The sequence below is a fragment of the Salmonella sp. NW1250 genome, assembly GCF_051812965.1.
Classification (GTDB): Bacteria; Pseudomonadota; Gammaproteobacteria; order Enterobacterales; family Enterobacteriaceae; genus Salmonella; species Salmonella enterica.
Genome location: NZ_JAMNDD010000019.1, coordinates 53,382 through 73,577, shown reverse-complemented (window position 1 = coordinate 73,577; position 20,196 = coordinate 53,382). Strand labels below are relative to the sequence as shown.

Genomic DNA, 20,196 nt, shown 5'->3' with positions numbered 1-20,196 from the left:
TGGTGCCCTATCCACAGCAGGCTGCGATGGAAGCTGTCGCGCACGCGGCGCAGGGGCTCGCCCTGCCAGTACACCTCGCCGCCGTCCGGGCGCGCCAGCCCGGTCAGCAGGCGCAGCAGGGTGGTTTTTCCGGCGCCGTTGCCACCGGTGACCTGCACCCACTCCCCGGCCTCCACGGTGAACGACAGCCCGCGAAACAGCGTCCTCTCGTCCCGCTCGCAGTACAGATCTCTGGCTTCAAGCATTCCCACTCATCAACGTCCTGTCAGAAACCTGGTTTAACATCACGCATATCCGGCAGTTTATGCGCGATCCCTTTGTGGCAATCGATACAGGTCTGTCCATCTTTTACCGCCTGATCGTGCATTTTCGCCGCGACGCCTTTTTGCGCGGTCAGATCCATAAAGTCGAAATTGTGGCAGTTACGGCATTCCTGCGAGTTGTTGTCTTTCATGCGCCGCCACTCATTTTGTGCCATTGTCAGGCGATGAGCTTCAAATTTCTGCGGTGTATCTATCAGCCCAAATACCTTCGCGTACAGTTCTTTACTGGCTTTGATCTTACGGATCATCTTCGGCCCCCACTCATGTGGCACATGGCAGTCAGGACAGGTGGCACGAACGCCGCTACGGTTGTTGTAGTGGACGGTTTCCATATACTCCTCATACACCGTGTTGCGCATTTCATGGCAGCTAATACAAAACTCTTCGGTGTTAGCCTTTTCCATTCCGGTATTGAAGCCGCCCCAGAAGATGATGCCGCCGATAAAACCGATTAACAGCAGCGTCCCCAACGCCAGGCGGCTGGGGCTGCGCCACCATCGCCAGACGCGCTTTATCCAGCCAGGTTTACGGTTAGAATTTTCCATAATGACCTCTTATTTCCCGTAACCTTGCGAGGGGGTAAAGGTATTGTCGATAATCGGCGCGGTATCAGACTGCGGTACGTGGCACTGCAGGCAGAAATAACGACGCGGCGCGACATTGCCCGACACTTTACCGTCGCTGTCCATAAAGTGCGTCGGACTGATACGCGGCGCGCCCGTCGTACGATAACTTTCCACGCCGTGGCATTGCAGACAGCGGTTGGTATTGGTCGTCACCTGGTAGCCCTCGACGCTGTGCGGGATCATCGGCGGCTGGTTGACGTAATTTAGCGGCATACGTTCCTGCTCTTTCGGCATACGAATCGCCCCTTCCTGCGTCCCGGATACTTCCGGCGACTGGCTCAGATCCACTCCGTTTGCCGCCCAAACCGCACCACTTACCACCAGGGCAAGCGTGGCCATCCATTGACACAGCGCTTTCATCAGGTCATGGCTTTTCATTGTTTCGCTCCCGAACTCCATCGCATTTACACTTCATCCTTCGAGCTGCCTCTTTGTTGGCTGCGCTCCAAAATCCCAGTCACATCGTTATCTATGCTCCTGGGGATTTCCTCGCTTACTGCCGCGATGCATCCCGAATGATGTTGTGTATCGTTATTGTAAAAACATCCTCAGAACAGACATCCACGCAGCGACCGCAGGTCATGCAGTCGCGGTGAGTGACCTGCGCCGGGCTTTGCTCATCCAGCACCGGCGCACGTAGCACATGCGGTTCCGGGCAAACATGAAAACAATCCATACAGCGATTACATTTCTCACGTTTTTTGGCCGTCACGGTCACTACGCCTTTACTGCCCAGCACGCCATACAGCGCGCCCATCGGGCAAATATGACCGCACCAACCGTGCTCAACGACTAATAAATCAAATAAAAACAAAGCAATAATCAGCAACGCGCCACTACTAAATCCCATAATCAGACTACGACCTAACAGCGACACAGGATTAATCCATTCCCACAGCAGCGTGCCGGTCAACGCCGAACCGATTAACACCACCACCAGAAGGACGTACCGTATATGGCGTGGAATCGTCGCAGACTGGTTCAGGTCAAATTTCCTGCGCATCCAGTTAGCCAAATCGGTAACGGGGTTTAGCGGGCAAACCCAACTGCAAAATAGTCGCTTTCCCGCCAGCGCATACAGCACAGCGATAATCACTGCTCCCGTCAGCGCCACGGTAGCGGGAAGATGTCCACTGGCGAGACTTTCCAGGGTAATCAGCGGATCGGTCAACGGGAGGGTATCGAACAGCAAACTACTGCTGTAGTTGCCATGCAAAACCCAAAAGCCCAGCCACGGGCCGCTGAGAAACATCCCCAGCACCATAAACTGGCTGATACGGCGTAACACCAGCCAGCGGTGGCTACGCCACCAGCCTTTTGTCGCCCGCGCTTCTCGCCCGGCATCGCGTTTACGATTTGCCATCTTTCCCCTCCAGCCAGCCGAAGCGGTAATGGTGTCCTAACTCCCCTTTCGCCAATGACAACGGCAACACTTTTATCGCTGGTTGCTCCAGTACGCAGACTTTTTCGCATTTGCCGCAGCCGGTACAGGCGTCGCTGTGTACGGTGGGCAGAAAGCGCGCATGTTTGCCAGTGCGCATGTTGCGATCCAGCTCCAGCGTGATGGCCTCATCGATTTTCGGGCATTCGCGGTAGCAAACGTCGCAGCGCAGCCCCTGAAAGTTGAGGCAGTTTTCCTGATCCAGCAGCACCGCCAGCCCCATACGCGAGTCATCAATGGAGGCGATATCTTTATTCAGCGCCCCGCTGGGGCAGACTTTGGCGCACGGAATGTCTTCACACATTTCGCAGGGGATGTCGCGAGCGACGAAATAGGGCGTGCCTGCCGATAGCCCGGAGGCCAGCGTCGCCAGTTTTAGCGTGTCGTATGGACACGCCTGAACGCACTGCCCGCAGCGCACACAGGCGCTGGCGAAGACATTTTCATTCAGCGCGCCAGGCGGACGCAGCCGAACGCCCGTTGCGCGCGCGGTTTGCTGTTGCAAGCCCAGCGCCACGCCAACCGCCGCCAGCCCGCCCGCAGTGCGCACAACATCACGCAGGAAGCGGCGGCGGCCATTTTGGGGTTTCGCTGTACGGGACATAACGCGTTACACCTTCGCCAGCTTAACGGCGCACTTCTTGAAGTCCGTCTCTTTAGAGAGCGGGTCCGTCGCATCCAGCGTCAGGTTGTTCACTAGCTGAGCGGCATCGAAGAACGGCATATACACCAGTCCCTGCGGCGGACGGTTACGTCCACGCGTTTCGACAATCGAAATCACTTCGCCGCGGCGGGACGACACTTTAACCTTATCCCCACGACGCAGATCGCGCGCTTTCGCATCCAGCGGGTGAATAAAAACCACCGCTTCCGGGAAGGCGCGATGCAATTCAGGCACGCGGCGCGTCATACTGCCGGTATGCCAGTGTTCCAGCACGCGACCGGTGGAAAGCCACAGATCGTACTCGTTGTCCGGCGACTCCGCCGCGGGTTCAAATGGCAGCGCGAAGATCACCGCTTTGCCATCCGGTTTACCGTAGAATTTGTACCCTTCCCCCGCTTTTACATACGGGTCGTTGCCTTCGCTGTAACGCCATTGCGTCTCTTTGCCTTCGACGACCGGCCAGCGCAGACCGCGCGCGTTGTGGTAATCGTCGAACGGCGCCAGATCGTGCCCGTGGCCACGTCCAAACCAGGCGTATTCTTCAAACAACCCTTTTTGCAGATAGAAGCCCAGCTCACGAGACTCATCGTTTAACTGATCCTCTTTCAGCTCGCTCAGCGGGAATTTGCTGACCGCCAGCGTGGCGAACAGAACGTCATACAGCGTTTTACCGCGCAGCTCCGGCTTCTGAGCCAACAACGCCTCCGGCCAGACCTCCTCGGTTTTAAAACGACGGGAGAACTGCACCAGTTGCCAGAGGTCGGATTTGGCTTCGCCCGGCGCTTTAATTTGCTGACGCCAGAACTGCGTGCGGCGTTCGGCGTTGCCGTAAGCGCCTTCTTTCTCAACCCACATGGCGGTCGGCAGGATCAGATCCGCAGACAGCGCGCTCACCGTCGGGTAAGGATCGGAGACAATGATAAAGTTACGCGGATCGCGCCAGCCCGGCATCCGATCTTCATTGATGTTCGGCCCGGCCTGCATATTGTTATTACACATTACCCAGTAGACGTTCAGCTTGCCGTCTTTCAACGCGCGATCCTGCGCCACCGCATGTAAACCCACTTTTGCCGGAATAGTGCCAGCGGGGATCTGCCAGTGTTTTTCGCAGATATCACGGTGTTTTTCGTTCGTCACGACCATGTCGGCGGGTAGACGGTGTGAGAAGGTTCCCACTTCACGCGCCGTACCGCAGGCGGAAGGCTGGCCGGTCAGCGAGAAAGGACCGCAGCCAGGCTGGGATATTTTTCCGGTCAGCAGATGGAGGTTGTAAACCAGGTTATTCGCCCACACGCCGCGAGTATGCTGGTTAAAACCCATCGTCCAGTAAGAGATCACGCGCTTATTCGGATCGGCGTAGAGCTGCGCCAACTGTTCCAGCTGATCTTTCGGCACGCCGGTCATTTCAGCAGTCTTGTCCAACGTATATTCCGCCACGAAGGCTTTATACTCGTCGAAGCTCATCGGCTCGGAAGCATCGGAGCCCGGATTCTTCGCCGCTTTTTCCAGCGGGTGCGTCGGGCGTAAGCCGTAGCCGATATCCGTCGCCCCTTTACGCAGGTTCACATGCTTTGTGAAGAAATCCTGATTTACCGCGTTGTTCTGAATAATGTAATTCGCGATATAGTTAAGGATCACCAGATCGCTTTGCGGGGTAAAGACAATACCGTTGTCCGCCAGTTCAAAGCTGCGGTGCTGGAAGGTGGAGAGGACGGCAACCTTCACGTTCGGGTCGGACAAACGGCGGTTAGTGATGCGCGACCATAAAATCGGGTGCATCTCCGCCATGTTGGAACCCCATAGCACAAACGCATCGGCCTGCTCGATATCGTCGTAGCAGCCCATCGGTTCATCCATGCCAAAGGTGCGCATAAAGCCCACCACCGCCGAGGCCATGCAGTGACGCGCGTTCGGGTCGATGTTGTTAGAGCGGAAACCAGCCTTGAACAGTTTCGCGGCGGCATAGCCTTCCCAGATGGTCCATTGACCCGATCCAAACATGCCGATCGCTTCTGGTCCTTTCTCTTTCAGGGAGGTTTTAAACTTCTCCTCCATCACATCGAAGGCCTGTTCCCAGCTCACCGGCGTAAACTCGCCGTCTTTGTGATAGCTGCCGTCTTTCATGCGCAGCATCGGCTGCGTCAGACGATCTTTACCGTACATGATTTTGGGCAGGAAGTAGCCTTTAATGCAGTTCAGACCACGGTTGACCGGCGCGTCGGGGTCGCCCTGGCAGGCGACCACACGGCCCTGCTGCGTTCCCACCAACACACCGCAACCCGTTCCGCAAAAACGGCACGGCGCTTTATCCCATTTGATGGCTTCCTGCTGCCCGACAACGGCGCGGGCGACGCCCGGCACGCTCAGACCGGCAGCCGCCGCAGCGGCCGCAACGGCGTTAGCTTTCATAAAGCTACGACGACTGAGTTTCATGGTGTTTCCTCACCTTGCTCATCCTGCTGGTGATAAACCAGCGACACCGCCAGTACGCCCTCGACATTGCGTACTGACTCAATTGTTTGCATCAGCGTTTCACTCTGATCTGCTTCCGCCACCACGATCAGTTGCCCGCTTTCAACGTCGCTTAACGCGACTTCGCAACCCGGCAACGTGTTCAACTGTGTGCCAATGGCGGCGATGTTCTGACTTTTGGCCTGCACGACCAGGCTACAGACCTGCCAGTTAGTGCGCATGGTGGTTCTCCGCTTTGATGGCTGACACGGGACAGATAGCCACACACGCCCCGCATCCGTTACAGGCCTGCGAGTCAAGCTGCGGCTGGTAAATGCCGGATAGCGTGGGACGAAAGGTAATGGCCATAGGTTCACAACTGTCCTGGCAGCGATGGCATTCAACCGATTGCCTGGCGAGGCAGTTTTCCGTGAGCGTAAAAATCAGATCCCAGGCCCTGGTGTGGCGCGGAAGAAAAAGCGATTCGGTACAGGCCTGCGCACAGGCATAACAAAAGCTGCACTCGCCCCGTTTGAAATCTACGCTCGGATATCCCCCCGCCCCTCGCTGCAGGATGTCGGCCTCACACGCCTGGATGCAGGCGTCGCAACGCAGACAATGTGCGAGAAAATAGGTTGTTTCTCTGGCCCACGGCGGAAGAATCCCATTGCTGGCGTTGCGCCAACTGCCGGTCAACATGCTTCGACGGGATAAATCAACCATGATATCGCCCTTCCATAACGACACGCTTCCATAGGGAGTGAATGCCAATAAAAACCGCACAATTTATGAGTAGTTGTTTTTGTAAATAAGATATTTCAGGATGTGTAAGAGATGCATACCCCGATAGAGGTAAATGCTGTTGCCGGATCAAAAGAGTGCCAGGTAAAGACCCGTAAACGTGCTTTTTCTCACATTTCAATGAGTTATATAGATGCTTATATAACGAAAATCACTAATAGTTGATAATTTCATTTACATTATCAATATCGGAATATTCCACTATATAAAAAGACGCTATTTTATTAATAATCTTGAAAATATGAGTAAATACAGATTAATAGATAATATGAATGTGTTAATCTGTTGCCCGTGCATACCGAAAACAGCAGAAAGGAAATACTGTGAACAATCAAATGAAGATGTTTGTCCCTGCCGTTGTCTTCGCCGCCCTCGCCAGCGCCTCTGCCTGGGCTAACAATGGTGATACCGCCCAGCCGCTGGAAAAAATCGCCCCCTATCCGCAGGCGGAAAAAGGAATGAAGCGGCAAGTGATAACCCTTACCCCTCAGCAGGATGAATCTACCCTCAAAGTGGAACTGTTGATTGGTCAAACGCTGAATGTGGATTGTAACCAGCATCGCCTCGGCGGCACTCTGGAAACAAAAACGCTGGAAGGCTGGGGCTATGACTATTATGTCTTTGATAACGTCACCTCTCCGGTATCAACCATGATGGCCTGCCCTGAAGGTAAGAAAGAGCAAAAATTCGTCACCGCCTGGCTGGGTGAAGACGGGATGCTGCGCTACAACAGCAAGCTGCCGATCGTGGTGTATACCCCGGCGAATGTGGACGTGAAATATCGCATCTGGAAAGCGGACGCTAACGTACAGAACGCCGTCGCGCGATAACGTTACGCTGCCCGGTCACACTTACCGGGCATCTGAACACGCCGGCTCACGCAGCGCTCCGGGGTTCTTTTCAAAACACGTCTGGAAATCCGCTCGCCCGATGCCTGGTGGCGACGCGTAGCATCTTATCAGGCCTACCCGCGTGCGGACGTAGGGCTGCCATCAGGCGGTTCATCCGGCGCCATAGTCCATTACGCAGTACGCGCAACCGCATCACGCGAGGCGGCATCACGTTCGTCGCCGGTGAGTTCGGTTAACTGCCCGTTACGCATTTCAAGCAGACGATCGGCGTGAATAAAATAGTGATCATCATGGCTGATGGCGAAAATGGTTTTGCCCATTTCCTGCATTAACGGCAACAGTACCTGATAAAACTCCCGGCGGAAATGCGGGTCCTGATCGGCGGCCCACTCATCCAGCAAAATAATATCGCGCTCTTCCGCCAGCGCCAGCAGCAGCGCAATGCGCTTTTTTTGCCCTTTCGACAGTTTAAGATTCAAAATGCGCCCGTCGTTTAGCTCCAGCTTGTGCGTCATTTTCAGGTGCTCAAGCCACTTTTCGACCAGCGCGGGATTGGCGGGTTTCCCCTGCGGCCCCAGCAGGCGGTCGAATAACCACACATCGGTGAACACCGCAGAAAACAGTTTGCGATAATCTTCCGGCTGCCCGGCGGCAATAGGTTGACCGTCAAGTAAAATCGTTCCCGATTGCGGCTGGTATAATCCGGTCAATAACATGGCCAGCGTCGATTTCCCGCTACCGTTGCCGCCAATTAAAAACAGCAGTTCGCCGCGGTGAATCGTCAGGTTGATGGGCCCCACGGAAAACGCGTTATCCTGATAGTGAAAAACCACGTTGCGCAGCTCCAGCGTCTTCCAGTCGGGAAAGGCTTTCGGCTGTGGAAAATCAGGCTTATACGGGGCGAGCGCGAATTTATTCAGTTTATTAAACGCCACCTGGGCGGTCAGTAGCGTTGGCAACGCCCCCACCGCAGACAGCAGCGGCGTGCGCAGGAACAGCAACGTCAGTGAATAGGTCGCCGCGACGTTGGTATCCGCCCAGCCGAGACTATTCGCCATCCAGAAGACCAGGCCTATCGCTCCCAGCATCATGATATTCGACCAGTTGACGGCGCTCAGGTGAAAAGTATCGGCACGGATAATGTGATGACGGTACTCTTTGGCGTCCGGGGTATAGCATTGCTGAAAAATCTGCTCCGCACGCTCGCGGTTTAGCGTCAGCTCTTTGCGTCCTTCCAGCACCGTCTGATAGTCGTTGTACAGCTCATCTTCGGTCTCGCGCAGGGTCGCCATATGCTGGTAAACCCGCGCCACCAGCACAAATCCGCCCCAGATAGTGACCGCCATCCAGATAGCCGTAACCAGCAGCATTTTTGTCGATAGCATCGCCAGATACGCCGCCGAGCCGACGGTGAGGATAATGCCCTGCACCAGCTCAGGCAGACGCACAAAGGCGATAGTAATATTGCGAATATCGCTGGTCAGACCGGCCAGTAAAGAGGCGCTGCCCAGTTGCTCAATGCGTTCAACGTGCGTATCCAGAATGCGCTTGATAAATTCGCTGCGCAGGCGGTAAACGAAATGGTGTCCCAGAGTGGTGAGCGCCAGTTGGGAACCTAATGTGACGACCATTAGCAACAGGAGCAGACCGAGAAATTCCGGCAGCACCATGACGGTGGTGTCCACCGTTTCAATCAGGCGCTGATTGATAAACGCGATCAGGCCAATCCCCAGCGCCGCGCTGGCGAGGCTCAGCGCCATCACGCTAATAAATGGCCAGCGGTACTGCCGCCAGACAAGAATAAGAAGTTCCATGCATACAACCCGGACCGATAATAACAGCCCGCAGTTTAACTAACTCCACCCGCACAGCAATAATAATTCTTATTTTTATTCTTTTTCAGCCGCCTGACGGAAGGTGAGATTGTAACGAAATTCACCGGTCATGGGATGAAAGCCCGCTTTAAGCGGCTGGATACCATGATAAAACAGCCGGGACTCGCCGCCCCAGACCACGATATCGCCATGCTCCAGTAAGATCCGCTGGAGCGGATCGCTGCGACGCAGGCCGCCAAACTGAAAAACCGCCGGCACCCCCAACGAAACTGAGACGATAGGCGCGCGCAGATCCGGCTCGTCTTTATCCTGATGCAGCGACAGTTTTGCGCCGGGCGCGTAGCGATTGATCAGGCAGGCGTCCGGTTGGAAGCTCGCATACCCTGCCGCGATTGCCGCCTGACGACATACGCTGGCAAACGATAACGGCAGCGCAGGCCAGGGTTTATCGGTCAACGGATCGCGCACGGCATAACAATAACCGTGACGATCGGTGGTCCACCCTAACGCGCCGCAGTTGGTCATCGCCACCGACATGGTGTAGCCGCCCGGCGTCACCATCTGACGAAACGGAGACTGACTGGCGACAAACCCGATATCGTCTAATAGCGACTGCGCCGCGCGAAACGCAAAGCGGCGCAACACCACCGCGCCAGGCGCCAGGGGCTCTTGCCAGGGCGCTTCATCAGCAAATAGATCCAGCATTGCTACTCCTCTTTTTGCGCTTCTCGCTTTAATAGCTGCGCTTTTCGACGCACGCCCCAACGATAACCGGAGAGCGCGCCATCGCGACGCACGACCCGATGACACGGGATCACCATCGCCAGTTTATTCGCGCCGCACGCGCTGGCGACCGCGCGTACTGCCGTGGGTTTGCCGATAGTCGCGGCAAGCTGTTGATAGCTTACGGTTTCGCCGCAGGGAATTGCGCATAACGCCTGCCAGACCTGCTGTTGAAACGCGGTTCCCTGGATATCCAGCGGCAACGAGAGCAGCACATCGCGTGTGTTGATAGCCGCGACAACCTGCCGCACCCGTTGCTGAAAAAGCGCGTCAGCAGGTTCGTGGCGGGCCGCAGGGAAAAGGGTGTGTAATTCAGCCAGTAGCGCGTCGTCGCTATCACCGGGGAGAATCGCGCAAATCCCCCGCTCGCTCTCCGCCACCAGGCACCGTCCGTAAACCCAGTCCGTCAGCGCATAGCGAACGGAGACATTATCGCCGCCTTTGCGAAACTGTTTTGCCGTCATGCCCAGCGTCTGGTCGGCATGACGGTAGTAGCTACTGCTATCCGGGAAGCCAGCGCGGTAAATAGCCGCCGTGATCGGCTCTCCTTTCGCCAAAGCCTCACGCAGCCGCCGGGCGCGCCACGCCTGCTGCCACCCTTTCGGCGTCATACCGGTGCTCGCTTTAAACAAACGGTGCAGATGAAACGGGCTCATCGCCACCGCCTGCGCCAGAGACGCCAGCGTTACCGGCGTCTCCTGCTCAAGCAAACGGCAGGCGCAGGCAATCTTATCCAACCGCCGTTGCTGCGCGCGCGCATTATCCGGCTGACAGCGCTTGCAGGGGCGAAAACCGGCGTCCAGCGCCTGCTGCGCGTTGGCAAAAAAGCGAACATTTTTACGTAACGCCCGCTTCGAGCGACAAGAAGGGCGGCAAAAAACGCCGGTGGTTCGCACCGCAAAAACGAAACGCCCATCCGCGCTGGCATCGCGCGCCTGCACCCGCAGCCAGCATTCATCATCGGTAAGTAACGCTTTTTTCATCATAGACTCCTTCATTAAGCATAGTGCTTGCTTACATGCAGTGTGTCCGTAAATCCGCCCACAAAAACCCGTAATCTTGCGTTTTAATTCTTATCGCTCACCAGGAACGTTTTGAACTGCGGCGACATCCAGGTTTTAAAGCCTTCACCTTCTTTCATGATCATAAAGACCGCCAGCCCTTCCCGCCGCACGACCTCTTGCGCCTTTTGCGTACCAAGCACCATCAGGCCGGTGTCCCAGCCGTCCGCTTCCAGCGCCGTTGGCGCGATGACCGTAACCGATACCAGATTGTGTTCAATGGGGCGCCCCGTTTGCGGATCGATAACGTGCGATACGCGCTTGCCATCCAGCTCATAATAGTTGCGGTAGCTGCCGGAGGTGCTGATGCCATGCCCGTTGATATCCACAATCGCCTGCACCGCGTTTTCCCGGTCGGTCGGCTTCTGAATCGCGACACGCCACGGCAGCCCTTGCGCATTCATCCCGCGACTGCTTAATGCGCCGCCCACCGAGACCAGATAACGCGCAATGCCCTCCTGCTCCATCAGTCGCGCCAGATGATCCGCCGCATAGCCCTCCCCGACCGTGGAGAGATCAACATAAAGATCCGGCAGATCTTTTTGCAAAAACTGATGTCCAGCCCTGTCGATAACCTGCAAATGTTGCAGGCCTGTTTTCGCTTTTGCCGCATCGATTTGTGCTGGGGTTGGGATATGCAGCGGCTGCCGATCCGGCCCAAACCCCCACAGATTGACCAGCGGGCCCACGGTGATATCCATCGCGCCATCCGTCTTCGCGCCAATACGTAGCGCCGAGGTCACGATATCCGCCATGGCTTCGCTGACCGGCCAGGGCGCAAGGCTGCGTGAATGGTTAAAACGCATCAGCGCGGAGTCATTTTTATAGGTAGAAAGCAACCAATCATCAGCATCAAGCTGAGTCTGGATTTTAGTCTGTAACTCTGCGGCGCGTTTCGCATCGATACCAACCACGCTCACCCGCCAGAGGGTCCCCATCGTTTTACCTTCCAGCACCTGAGCGGCAGGTGACGCTGTTGTCGTTTCGGGAGCCTCATCGCAGCCCATAAGTAAAAAAGCCGCCGCCAGACACACGGCCCGGCAAAAAGTCATTTTCATCGCTGTTTATCCTCATTCGAATGGACGCAAGCGTATATCAAAACGTCGTATTTGTACGCCGGAATAAGGCATGAAAAAAGGGCCCGCAGGCCCTTTAGCAACATCTTTTGCTGATTAGAACTGGTAAACCAGACCCAGCGCTACGATGTCGTCGGTGTTGATGCCCGCATCGCGAGTAAAGTCGTTTTTATCCAGCAGGTTGATTTTGTAATCAACATAGGTGGACATGTTTTTGTTGAAGTAGTAAGTCGCGCCGACATCAACATATTTTACGATGTCCTGGTCGCCATAGCTGGCGCCGTAGCCGTTGCTGATGTCCTTACCTTTAGACTGCAGGTAAGCCACAGACGGACGCAGACCAAAGTCGAACTGGTACTGAGCAACCACTTCAAAGTTCTGCGCTTTGTTGGCAAAACCATAAGAGGTGGACGGGTTGCTACCGTTAGAGGTACCAAAACGGGTTGCGTTATAGGTCTGAGAATACTGCGCTGCCAGATAGATGTTGTTCGCATCGTATTTCAGGCCGCCGGTGTAAACCGTGGCGCGATCGCCGTTACCATACAGGCTAGCGTTAGCGGTGTTGTTCTGATCGGCAGTACGTTTAGACGTGGTGATAGCGCCACCGACAGAGAAGCCTTCGCCGATTGCATAAGTCAGCGATCCGCCGTAACCGTCACCGTTCTGGTTCAGCAGGCTGCGCCCACCATCGTTTTCACCGCTCACGCTGCCGTTTTTGCCCTGATACTGCAACGCGAAGTCCAGACCATCCACCAGGCCGAAGAAGTCGGTGTTACGGTAAGTGGCATAGCCGTTACCACGCTGCTGCATAAAGTTGTCAGCGCCGTAGGTGTCGCCGCCGAACTCCGGCAGAACGTCGGTCCAGGAGGTCACGTCATAGGTTACGCCGTAGTTACGACCATAATCGAAGGAACCTGCGTCAGCGAATTTCAGACCCGCAAACGCCACACGCGTCCAGGAGTCGTTGCTGCCTTCAGTCTGGTTGCCCTGAATCTGATATTCCCACTGGCCATAACCGGTCAGCTGATCGTTAACCTGCGTTTCGCCTTTGAAGCCGATACGCATGTAGGTCTGGTCGCCGTCGCTGCCTTTGTCGTCAGAGAAGTAGTGCAGGCCATCAACTTTACCAAACAGGTCTAATTTGTTGCCGTCTTTATTATAAATTTCAGCCGCATTCGCTGCGCCCGCCACCAGCAGAGCTGGTACCAGGAGGGACAGTACTTTAACTTTCATGTTATTAACCCTCTGTTATATGCCTTTATTGCTTTTTTATGCCACTGCTTACTGGTTAACCCTCATTAACCAGTCGGCAAGTCCATTCTCCGCAAAAATACAGAATAATCCAACACGAATATGATACTAAAACTTTTAAGATGTTACAGTTATCTACATAGATGTTTCAAAATATTAATTTTACGGAACTTTTTTAAAGCAAAAATCAAGTAAAAATAAGCACAAATAGACAAAATATATTCACGAAACTTTTAAAATCAACGGGTTAAATTGATGAAATTCATAGCACTGAATGATAAAACAGAATCTTCATTCGCAACTAAAATAGTGACCGCTATCATCATTAACTTTATTTATTACCGTCATTCACTTCTGAATGTCTGTTTACCCCTATTTCAACCGGATGCTTCGCATTCGGTTTTTTTTACCCTTTTTCAGACACACCCGGCTGATTTATGCTACCTGCCTAAAACTATCACGGTTATTCACTACACTCCCCTGCTCGACCGTTCGTAAGACATGAGCAAATAATTTCTTGATATTTAGTGCTAAACATTTATAAGTAGTCTTTATATTTGTACCGTTCTGCGAAGGTTGTACGCTTTTCCCGTCCCGCCGACGGAGCGCGTGTTAAGTTGCCCGGCATGACGTAAGAGTCTGGAAATTCATTCATTACCCTTTATACTGCCCTTCACCTTCAGCGTTGCTTTTACAGGTCGTAAACATAAATGAGTCAGTCTGACACAACGGTCTCTACCCGATTCTCCCTTCTACCGGGAAGCATTACCCGTTTCTTCTTATTGCTGATCATTGTGCTGCTGGTAACGATGGGCGTTATGGTACAGAGCGCCGTCAACGCCTGGTTGAAAGACAAAAGCTATCAAATTGTCGATATCACCCACGCTATTCATAAACGCGTGGATACCTGGCGGTATGTTACCTGGCAAATTTATGACAACATCGCCGCGACCACTACGCCATCAACAGGTGAAGGACTTCAGGAAACGCGTCTGAAGCAGGATGTGTATTATCTTGAAAAGCCGCGACGTAAAACTGAAGCGCTGATTTTCGGTTCCCATGACAGCGCCACGCTGGAAATGACGCAGCGTATGTCAACTTATCTGGATACGCTGTGGGGCGCGGAAAACGTGCCGTGGTCAATGTATTACCTCAACGGACAGGATAACAGCCTGATTCTTATCTCTACCCTACCGTTGAAAGATCTCTCTTCCGGCTTTAAAGAGTCCACTATTGGCAATATCGTCGATTCCCGCCGGGCAGAGATGTTGCAGCAGGCGAATGCGCTGGATGAGCGCGAAAGTTTCTCCTCATTGCGAAAACTGGCCTGGCAAAACGGTCACTATTTTACGCTGCGCACGACCTTCAATCAGCCAGGACATCTGGCAACCGTGGTGGCGTTTGATCTGCCCATTAATGATTTAATCCCGCCGGGAATGCCGCTGGACAGTTTTCGGATAGAGCCTGACGCAACCCAGACGACGGGGCGAAGCAGTGAAAAGGAAGCGCCAGATAGCGTCACGATTAGCTTTAACGGTTCAAAAATTGAGATCTCCTCAGCGCTTAACTCTACCGGAATGCGCCTGATCTGGCAGGTACCGTTCGGTACGCTTTTGCTTGATACGTTGCAAAATATTTTGCTGCCTTTACTGCTGAACATCGGGCTGCTGGCGTTGGCGTTATTTGGCTACGCCACGTTCCGTCATCAGCCGGGACGGTCGACGGAATCGACATCCGGCAACGCGGCGAATAACGAGCTTCGCGTCTTACGCGCCATTAATGAAGAGATCGTTTCTCTGCTGCCGCTGGGTCTGCTGGTCTACGATCAGGAAGGCAACCGCACCGTGATCAGCAATAAAATCGCCGATCATCTGTTGCCGCATCTTAACCTGCAAAATATTACCAGCATGGCGGAGCAGCATCAGGGCGTGATTCAGGCGACAATTAATAACGAACTGTATGAGATCCGTCTGTTTCGCAGCCAGATCGCCCCCCGCACGCAGATCTTTATTATTCGCGATCAGGACCGGGAAGTGCTGGTGAATAAGAAGCTTAAACAGGCGCAGCGTTTGTATGAGAAGAATCAGCAGGGCCGCGCCGCCTTTATGCAAAATATCAGCAACACGCTTAAAGAGCCCGTACGCCAACTGGCGGTTAACGCCGCGGCAGTCACCACGCCGGAAAGCCTGAAACTGGCGGATCAGGCGGATGTATTGGTACGTATGATCGATGAAATCCAACTGGCGAATATGCTGGAAAATGACGCATGGAAGAGCGAAGCAACGCTGTTCTCCCTGCAGGATCTTATTGACGAAGTCGTGCCGGAAGTGCTGCCCGCCATTAAGCGTAAAGGGCTGCAACTGCTGATTAATAACCATCTTAGCGGCAACGATGAACGCTGGGGCGATCGCGACGCCCTGCGCCGGATTTTGCTGCTGTTGATTCAGTATGCCGTCACGACGACTGCTATGGGTAAAATTACGCTTGAAGTCGAGCAGGATGAATCTATCGCGGAGCGTCTGACTTTCCGTATTCTGGATACGGGCGAAGGTGTAACGTTAAACGAGATTGATAATCTGCATTTCCCGTATATGAATGAAACGCAGGGCGATCGTTACGGCAAAGCGAATCCGCTCACCTTCTGGCTGTGCAATCAACTGGCGCGCAAACTGGGCGGTCATCTCAACATTAAAGCGCGAGAAACGCTGGGCACGCGCTATACCGTTCATGTCAAAATGCTTCCTCACGATCAGCATACTCAGGTCGAAGAGCGCCTGCTGGACGACGTGAGCGTGATGGTCGATGTGACGTCCAACGAGGTTCGCGCGATTGTGCTGCGTCAGTTAGAAAACTGGGGCGCCACCTGCATCACGCCGGATGAAAGGCAGATAAGTCAAGAATATGATCTCTTTTTAACGGATAATCCGTCTAATCTTACTGCCTCGGGCTTGCTTTTAAGCGATGATGAGTCAGGCGTGCGGAAAATTGGCCCGGGTCAGTTGCGCGTCAACTTTAATATGAGCAATGCTATGCAGGAAGCTGTACTACAACTTATCGAAGAGCAGCTGGCGCAGGAAGAGATTCCCGCCTCCCCGCTCGGCGGAGATGAAAATGCCGAGCTTCATGCCAGCGGCTATTATGCGCTATTTGTAGACACAGTACCGGATGATGTTAAGAGGTTGTATACTGAGGCGGCAACCAGCGATTTCGCTGCGCTGGCCCAAACGGCCCACCGCCTGAAAGGGGTGTTTGCCATGCTTAATCTGGTACCCGGCAAGCAGTTATGTGAAACGCTGGAACATCTGATTCGTGAGAAAGATGCTCCAGGTATAGAAAAATATATCAGCGACATTGACGCCTACGTCAAAAGCTTGCTGTAGCAAGGTAGCCCAATACATGAACAATATGAACGTAATTATTGCCGATGACCACCCGATTGTACTGTTCGGTATTCGCAAATCACTTGAACAAATCGAGTGGGTGAATGTTGTCGGCGAATTTGAAGATTCCACAGCATTGATCAACAACCTGCCGAAATTAGATGCGCATGTGTTGATCACTGACCTCTCCATGCCGGGAGATAAATACGGCGATGGGATCACCTTGATCAAGTACATCAAGCGTCATTTTCCGAGCCTGTCTATTATCGTTCTGACCATGAACAACAATCCGGCGATCCTGAGCGCCGTGTTGGATCTTGATATTGAAGGGATCGTACTCAAACAGGGTGCGCCAACCGATCTGCCTAAGGCGCTGGCCGCGCTGCAAAAAGGCAAAAAATTCACCCCAGAAAGCGTTTCTCGCCTGCTGGAGAAAATCAGCGCAGGCGGTTACGGCGACAAGCGCCTGTCGCCAAAAGAGAGCGAAGTATTACGCCTGTTCGCCGAGGGTTTCCTGGTCACCGAAATCGCCAAGAAGCTCAACCGCAGCATTAAGACCATCAGCAGCCAGAAGAAATCGGCGATGATGAAACTGGGCGTAGAGAATGATATCGCGCTGCTCAACTATCTCTCTTCCGTCACCCTGAGTCCGACAGACAAAGAATAAATCGCTTTTATGTTACCCAGCCTGATGGCGCTACGCTTATCAGGCCTACCAGTCGACTCATCTTTTGCAGGCCGGACAGGCGACGCCGCCATCCGGCATTTTTTATGCCCGCGTTTTACGTACCCGCTCGGCATACACCGCCAGCGTCTGTTTCAACACATCCAGCGTCACAGGCTTCGACAAACAGCTATCCATACCGGACTCCAGGCAACGTTGTTTCTCTTCCGCCAGCGCGTTCGCCGTCACGCCGACGACCGGCAGCGTCAGCCCAAGCTGACGGATACGCTGCGTCAGGCGATAGCCGTCCATGTTCGGCATGTTCACATCGCTCAGAACAATATCGATAGCATTTTTACTCAGCACATTCAGAGCGTCCACGCCATCATTGGCTGTCTTACACTGATACCCCAGCGATCCCAATTGATCGGCCAGCAGACGGCGATTGATCGGATGATCGTCAACGACCAGAATCATCATGTCGTCATTTGAATCTGCGGTTTTATCCGTCGTCGGCAATGCGCTGGAAAGCGCTTCACTATCCAGCTCAATACTATAAATACGCGCCAACAGCGCGGGTAACTCATGCACCGACGCCACACTATGCACCCACTCGCCCGGCGCTCTTTCCAACGGAATCCCGATATGACGGCGGCAAAAGACGACCGCCGCCCTCCCCTGCCAGGTATGCTCCAGCGCGTCATCGACAATCAAAATATCGTCCGCAGCGGGTTCTTGCCCTTCATAACGCTGCGTATGAACGCCGCTACGCGCCAGACTGGTCTCAATAAACTGGCACAAAGAAGTATTGCGCACCGCCAGCCAACAGCAGGTTCCGGCGAGTCCTTCCACGCTCTTTTTCACAGGGTATTGCGCGCCATAAAGCGGGATGCGCAGCGTAAACTGGCTTCCCATGCCCGGCTCCGAATCGACGGAAATATCGCCGTCCATCATGCTGATCAATTTTTCGCAAATCGCCAGCCCCAGACCGGTCCCCTGAAAGTTACGCTGTACGCCGGTTCCCACCTGGAAGAAGGGATCGAACAGGCGAACCACCTCTTTTGCCGGAATACCGACGCCGGTATCCCGCACGCGAATGCTGAGATAATCCCCATCACAGCGCACATGCAGCACGATGCAGCCAATATCGGTAAACTTAATGGCGTTGCTCAACAGGTTTGAAATAACCTGCTGTAAACGCATCGGGTCGCCGTTCAGCGATACCGGCACGTCAGGCTCAATAAAACAATACAGGCCGAGCTGCTTACGCACCACCAGCGGCAGATAATTGGCGGTGATATGGTTCATCACCTCTCGCGGTGAAAATTCGCGCGGCTCAATCTTTAGCTGTTCCGACTCAATTTTCGAGAAGTCGAGAATGTCGCTGATAATTTTCAGCAACAGGCTGGAGGAGTTATTCATCGCCGTGACCAGCCGATCCACGCCTTTTGGCAACTCTTTGGTTTGCAGCAGATCGAGATTGCCGATGATACCGTACAGCGGTGTGCGCAATTCATGGCTGACCGTCGCAAGGAACATGGATTTAGACTGGCTTGCCTGCTCCGCCGCCTGCGCCATCTCCTGCAGCGACTCTTCCATTTTGACGCGCGTACTCACATCTACCAACACGCAAATCGCGACGTTTTCATTGCGATAGCGGGAATGGACGAAGCTAATTTGCAAATTGGTATTATTGCTGGTCAATACATCAACGAAGTTAACCTGCTGGCCGCAAATAATTTGCGTCAGGCGCTGTCTGTCTTCATGCGTGAGCATGTTCAGGTAGGTGTGCGCCAGTTCGTTACTCAGAATATTGACACCATCAATAGTGCGCAGAATACAGATCCCCACCGGCGCGGAGGCAACGATTTTACGGTTGAACTGTTCATGTTCTTCCAGACGCTGGGCATCGCTCTCCGCCGGAATGAAAATTCGCCGCTCATACATCCGCGCAAGCGTAAACAGCCCTGCGCCCACCAGCACGTTTAGCAGGATAGCGTTCAGGATAAGAATACGAATACGCTCCAGGACTAAATCTACAGGCACAGAATAGACAATACTGAGCGAGGATGGCGGCAGGCTTTTTTTGAGTACCAGTTCGCGAAAACCTGGCGTATAACCAAACCAGGAGCGCTCCTGCATCCAGCGCGGCTCCGCTTTAATATTGCCGTCAGGACCGGTCAACGAAATCAGCGAATGGCCGTTCTCATCAATAATAGTGACGCCCATCGGCAAACTGCCGGGCGTGAAAAAATTTTCCATACGGATGGACTGCTCGACGCCCAGCAGCGCCTGCAGACGGTTGGCCAGATACACCGGCGTCAGCGCATAAAAGTAGCCCACGCCCTGACGCGCGCCCTGGCTTATCCAGAAAAGGTTATTCCCACTTTCTTCCTGCGGCGCGTTGCGGTATTTCATAATCCGCTCATGTAACGCTTTTAACGCATCATCGCGCTCCACGGGCATTTCACGCAGGCCGAAATTCGCCATACAGAGGTTATCGCTGCCAATCAGGAAAACGCGGTTAAGATCATACGCCGCTGAAAAGTTGTCGCGCCAGTAACGCATAAACCAGGCCAGCGACTCCAGCGATCCGCGCCAGGCGGAGCCCATCGCCGCACAGTCTGAGTCGGCGAATAGCGGTTCAAAGTCCGGCACCACCATTTTGTCATCACGCGCACGCGACGACATGACGCCGTTTTCCGCCGTTAAACGGTTCTCGGCGATATATTTGAGCTCTTTCATCACATCCGACGTGCGCTGGATAAAACGCTGCGCCTGATCGGAGCTAAGGTTGAACTCCTGACGAATTTCAGACTCCCGCTGGTGCAGGGCATTGACGATGTAAAACACCGAAACAAAGGCGATTAAGAGCCAAATGAGTAACGCTAACGCTCTGAATAAGTAGCGCGAGACTTTCAGCGTAGTTTGAAAGGAAGCAAGGTATTTCAAAGGGGCGAAGCTCCGCCTCAGGATGTAAATAGAGTGT

The 20,196-nt window shown here is 53.9% G+C and carries 17 protein-coding genes; 3 read left to right on the top strand and 14 right to left on the bottom strand.

What is annotated here, in order from left to right:
* The 8 genes from NBA72_RS22950 to napF all read right to left on the bottom strand — a co-directional run.
* Positions 1 to 245 (bottom strand): ATP-binding cassette domain-containing protein (locus NBA72_RS22950; protein ID WP_031617889.1); only part of this gene is annotated, 245 nt, incomplete at its 3' end.
* A 20-nt stretch (positions 246 to 265) separates the two neighbouring features.
* A complete protein-coding gene (gene napC, locus NBA72_RS22945) occupies positions 266 to 868 on the bottom strand; it encodes a cytochrome c-type protein NapC (protein WP_000431778.1) in 603 nt (200 codons plus the stop codon).
* Between the two features lie 9 nt (positions 869 to 877).
* On the bottom strand, positions 878 to 1,327 hold the full coding sequence (gene napB, locus NBA72_RS22940; protein WP_000835182.1) for a nitrate reductase cytochrome c-type subunit: 450 nt from the start codon (positions 1,325 to 1,327) through the stop codon (positions 878 to 880).
* A 115-nt stretch (positions 1,328 to 1,442) separates the two neighbouring features.
* Positions 1,443 to 2,312, bottom strand: coding sequence for a quinol dehydrogenase ferredoxin subunit NapH (napH, locus tag NBA72_RS22935; RefSeq protein WP_042949832.1), 870 nt, complete (start codon positions 2,310 to 2,312; stop codon positions 1,443 to 1,445).
* Positions 2,299 to 2,994 carry a ferredoxin-type protein NapG gene (gene napG, locus NBA72_RS22930; RefSeq protein WP_000091679.1) on the bottom strand — a complete coding sequence of 232 codons (696 nt, stop codon included), beginning with the start codon at positions 2,992 to 2,994 and terminating at the stop codon, positions 2,299 to 2,301. Before napG ends, napH begins: the two co-directional genes overlap by 14 nt.
* A gap of 6 nt (positions 2,995 to 3,000) precedes the next feature.
* Entirely contained in the window at positions 3,001 to 5,487 is a 2,487-nt protein-coding gene (gene napA / locus NBA72_RS22925; RefSeq protein ID WP_042949830.1) for a nitrate reductase catalytic subunit NapA, read from the bottom strand.
* Positions 5,484 to 5,747: a chaperone NapD gene (gene napD / locus NBA72_RS22920; protein WP_001260058.1), complete on the bottom strand. Its 264-nt coding sequence runs from the start codon at positions 5,745 to 5,747 to the stop codon at positions 5,484 to 5,486. The genes napA and napD overlap by 4 nt, the downstream gene beginning before the upstream one ends.
* On the bottom strand, positions 5,737 to 6,228 hold the full coding sequence (gene napF / locus NBA72_RS22915) for a ferredoxin-type protein NapF (protein ID WP_000228069.1): 492 nt from the start codon (positions 6,226 to 6,228) through the stop codon (positions 5,737 to 5,739). Before napF ends, napD begins: the two co-directional genes overlap by 11 nt.
* A 413-nt stretch (positions 6,229 to 6,641) precedes the next feature.
* On the opposite strand from napF, the gene eco reads away from it, so the two are divergent.
* Entirely contained in the window at positions 6,642 to 7,136 is a 495-nt protein-coding gene (eco, locus tag NBA72_RS22910; RefSeq protein ID WP_000781589.1) for a serine protease inhibitor ecotin, read from the top strand.
* Positions 7,137 to 7,327: 191 nt separating this feature from the next.
* Here the strand turns inward: eco and NBA72_RS22905 are convergent, their stop codons facing one another.
* From NBA72_RS22905 to NBA72_RS22885, 5 genes are all read right to left on the bottom strand, one after another.
* Positions 7,328 to 8,971 carry a multidrug ABC transporter permease/ATP-binding protein gene (locus NBA72_RS22905; protein ID WP_042949829.1) on the bottom strand — a complete coding sequence of 548 codons (1,644 nt, stop codon included), beginning with the start codon at positions 8,969 to 8,971 and terminating at the stop codon, positions 7,328 to 7,330.
* A 75-nt stretch (positions 8,972 to 9,046) separates the two neighbouring features.
* The gene (gene alkB, locus NBA72_RS22900) at positions 9,047 to 9,697 is read right to left on the bottom strand and encodes a DNA oxidative demethylase AlkB (protein WP_000884991.1); all 651 of its coding nucleotides are present in this window, start codon (positions 9,695 to 9,697) and stop codon (positions 9,047 to 9,049) included.
* A gap of 2 nt (positions 9,698 to 9,699) precedes the next feature.
* The gene (ada, locus tag NBA72_RS22895; protein ID WP_000975968.1) at positions 9,700 to 10,761 is read right to left on the bottom strand and encodes a bifunctional DNA-binding transcriptional regulator/O6-methylguanine-DNA methyltransferase Ada; all 1,062 of its coding nucleotides are present in this window, start codon (positions 10,759 to 10,761) and stop codon (positions 9,700 to 9,702) included.
* Positions 10,762 to 10,841: 80 nt separating this feature from the next.
* Positions 10,842 to 11,894: an FAD:protein FMN transferase ApbE gene (apbE, locus tag NBA72_RS22890; RefSeq protein WP_000784304.1), complete on the bottom strand. Its 1,053-nt coding sequence runs from the start codon at positions 11,892 to 11,894 to the stop codon at positions 10,842 to 10,844.
* A gap of 114 nt (positions 11,895 to 12,008) precedes the next feature.
* A complete protein-coding gene (locus NBA72_RS22885) occupies positions 12,009 to 13,145 on the bottom strand; it encodes a porin OmpC (protein ID WP_000865519.1) in 1,137 nt (378 codons plus the stop codon).
* Between the two features lie 728 nt (positions 13,146 to 13,873).
* Here NBA72_RS22885 and rcsD point away from each other — a divergent pair.
* Positions 13,874 to 16,543 (top strand): phosphotransferase RcsD, encoded by a 2,670-nt coding sequence (gene rcsD, locus NBA72_RS22880; protein WP_023226627.1) that lies wholly within the window; start codon positions 13,874 to 13,876, stop codon positions 16,541 to 16,543.
* Positions 16,544 to 16,559: 16 nt separating this feature from the next.
* Positions 16,560 to 17,210, top strand: a complete 651-nt coding sequence (rcsB, locus tag NBA72_RS22875; RefSeq protein ID WP_001061919.1) for a response regulator transcription factor RcsB — start codon at positions 16,560 to 16,562, stop codon at positions 17,208 to 17,210.
* Between the two features lie 102 nt (positions 17,211 to 17,312).
* On the opposite strand, the gene rcsC is transcribed toward rcsB, so the two are convergent.
* Positions 17,313 to 20,159: a two-component system sensor histidine kinase RcsC gene (gene rcsC, locus NBA72_RS22870; protein ID WP_042949828.1), complete on the bottom strand. Its 2,847-nt coding sequence runs from the start codon at positions 20,157 to 20,159 to the stop codon at positions 17,313 to 17,315.
* Positions 20,160 to 20,196: the final 37 nt, after the last annotated feature.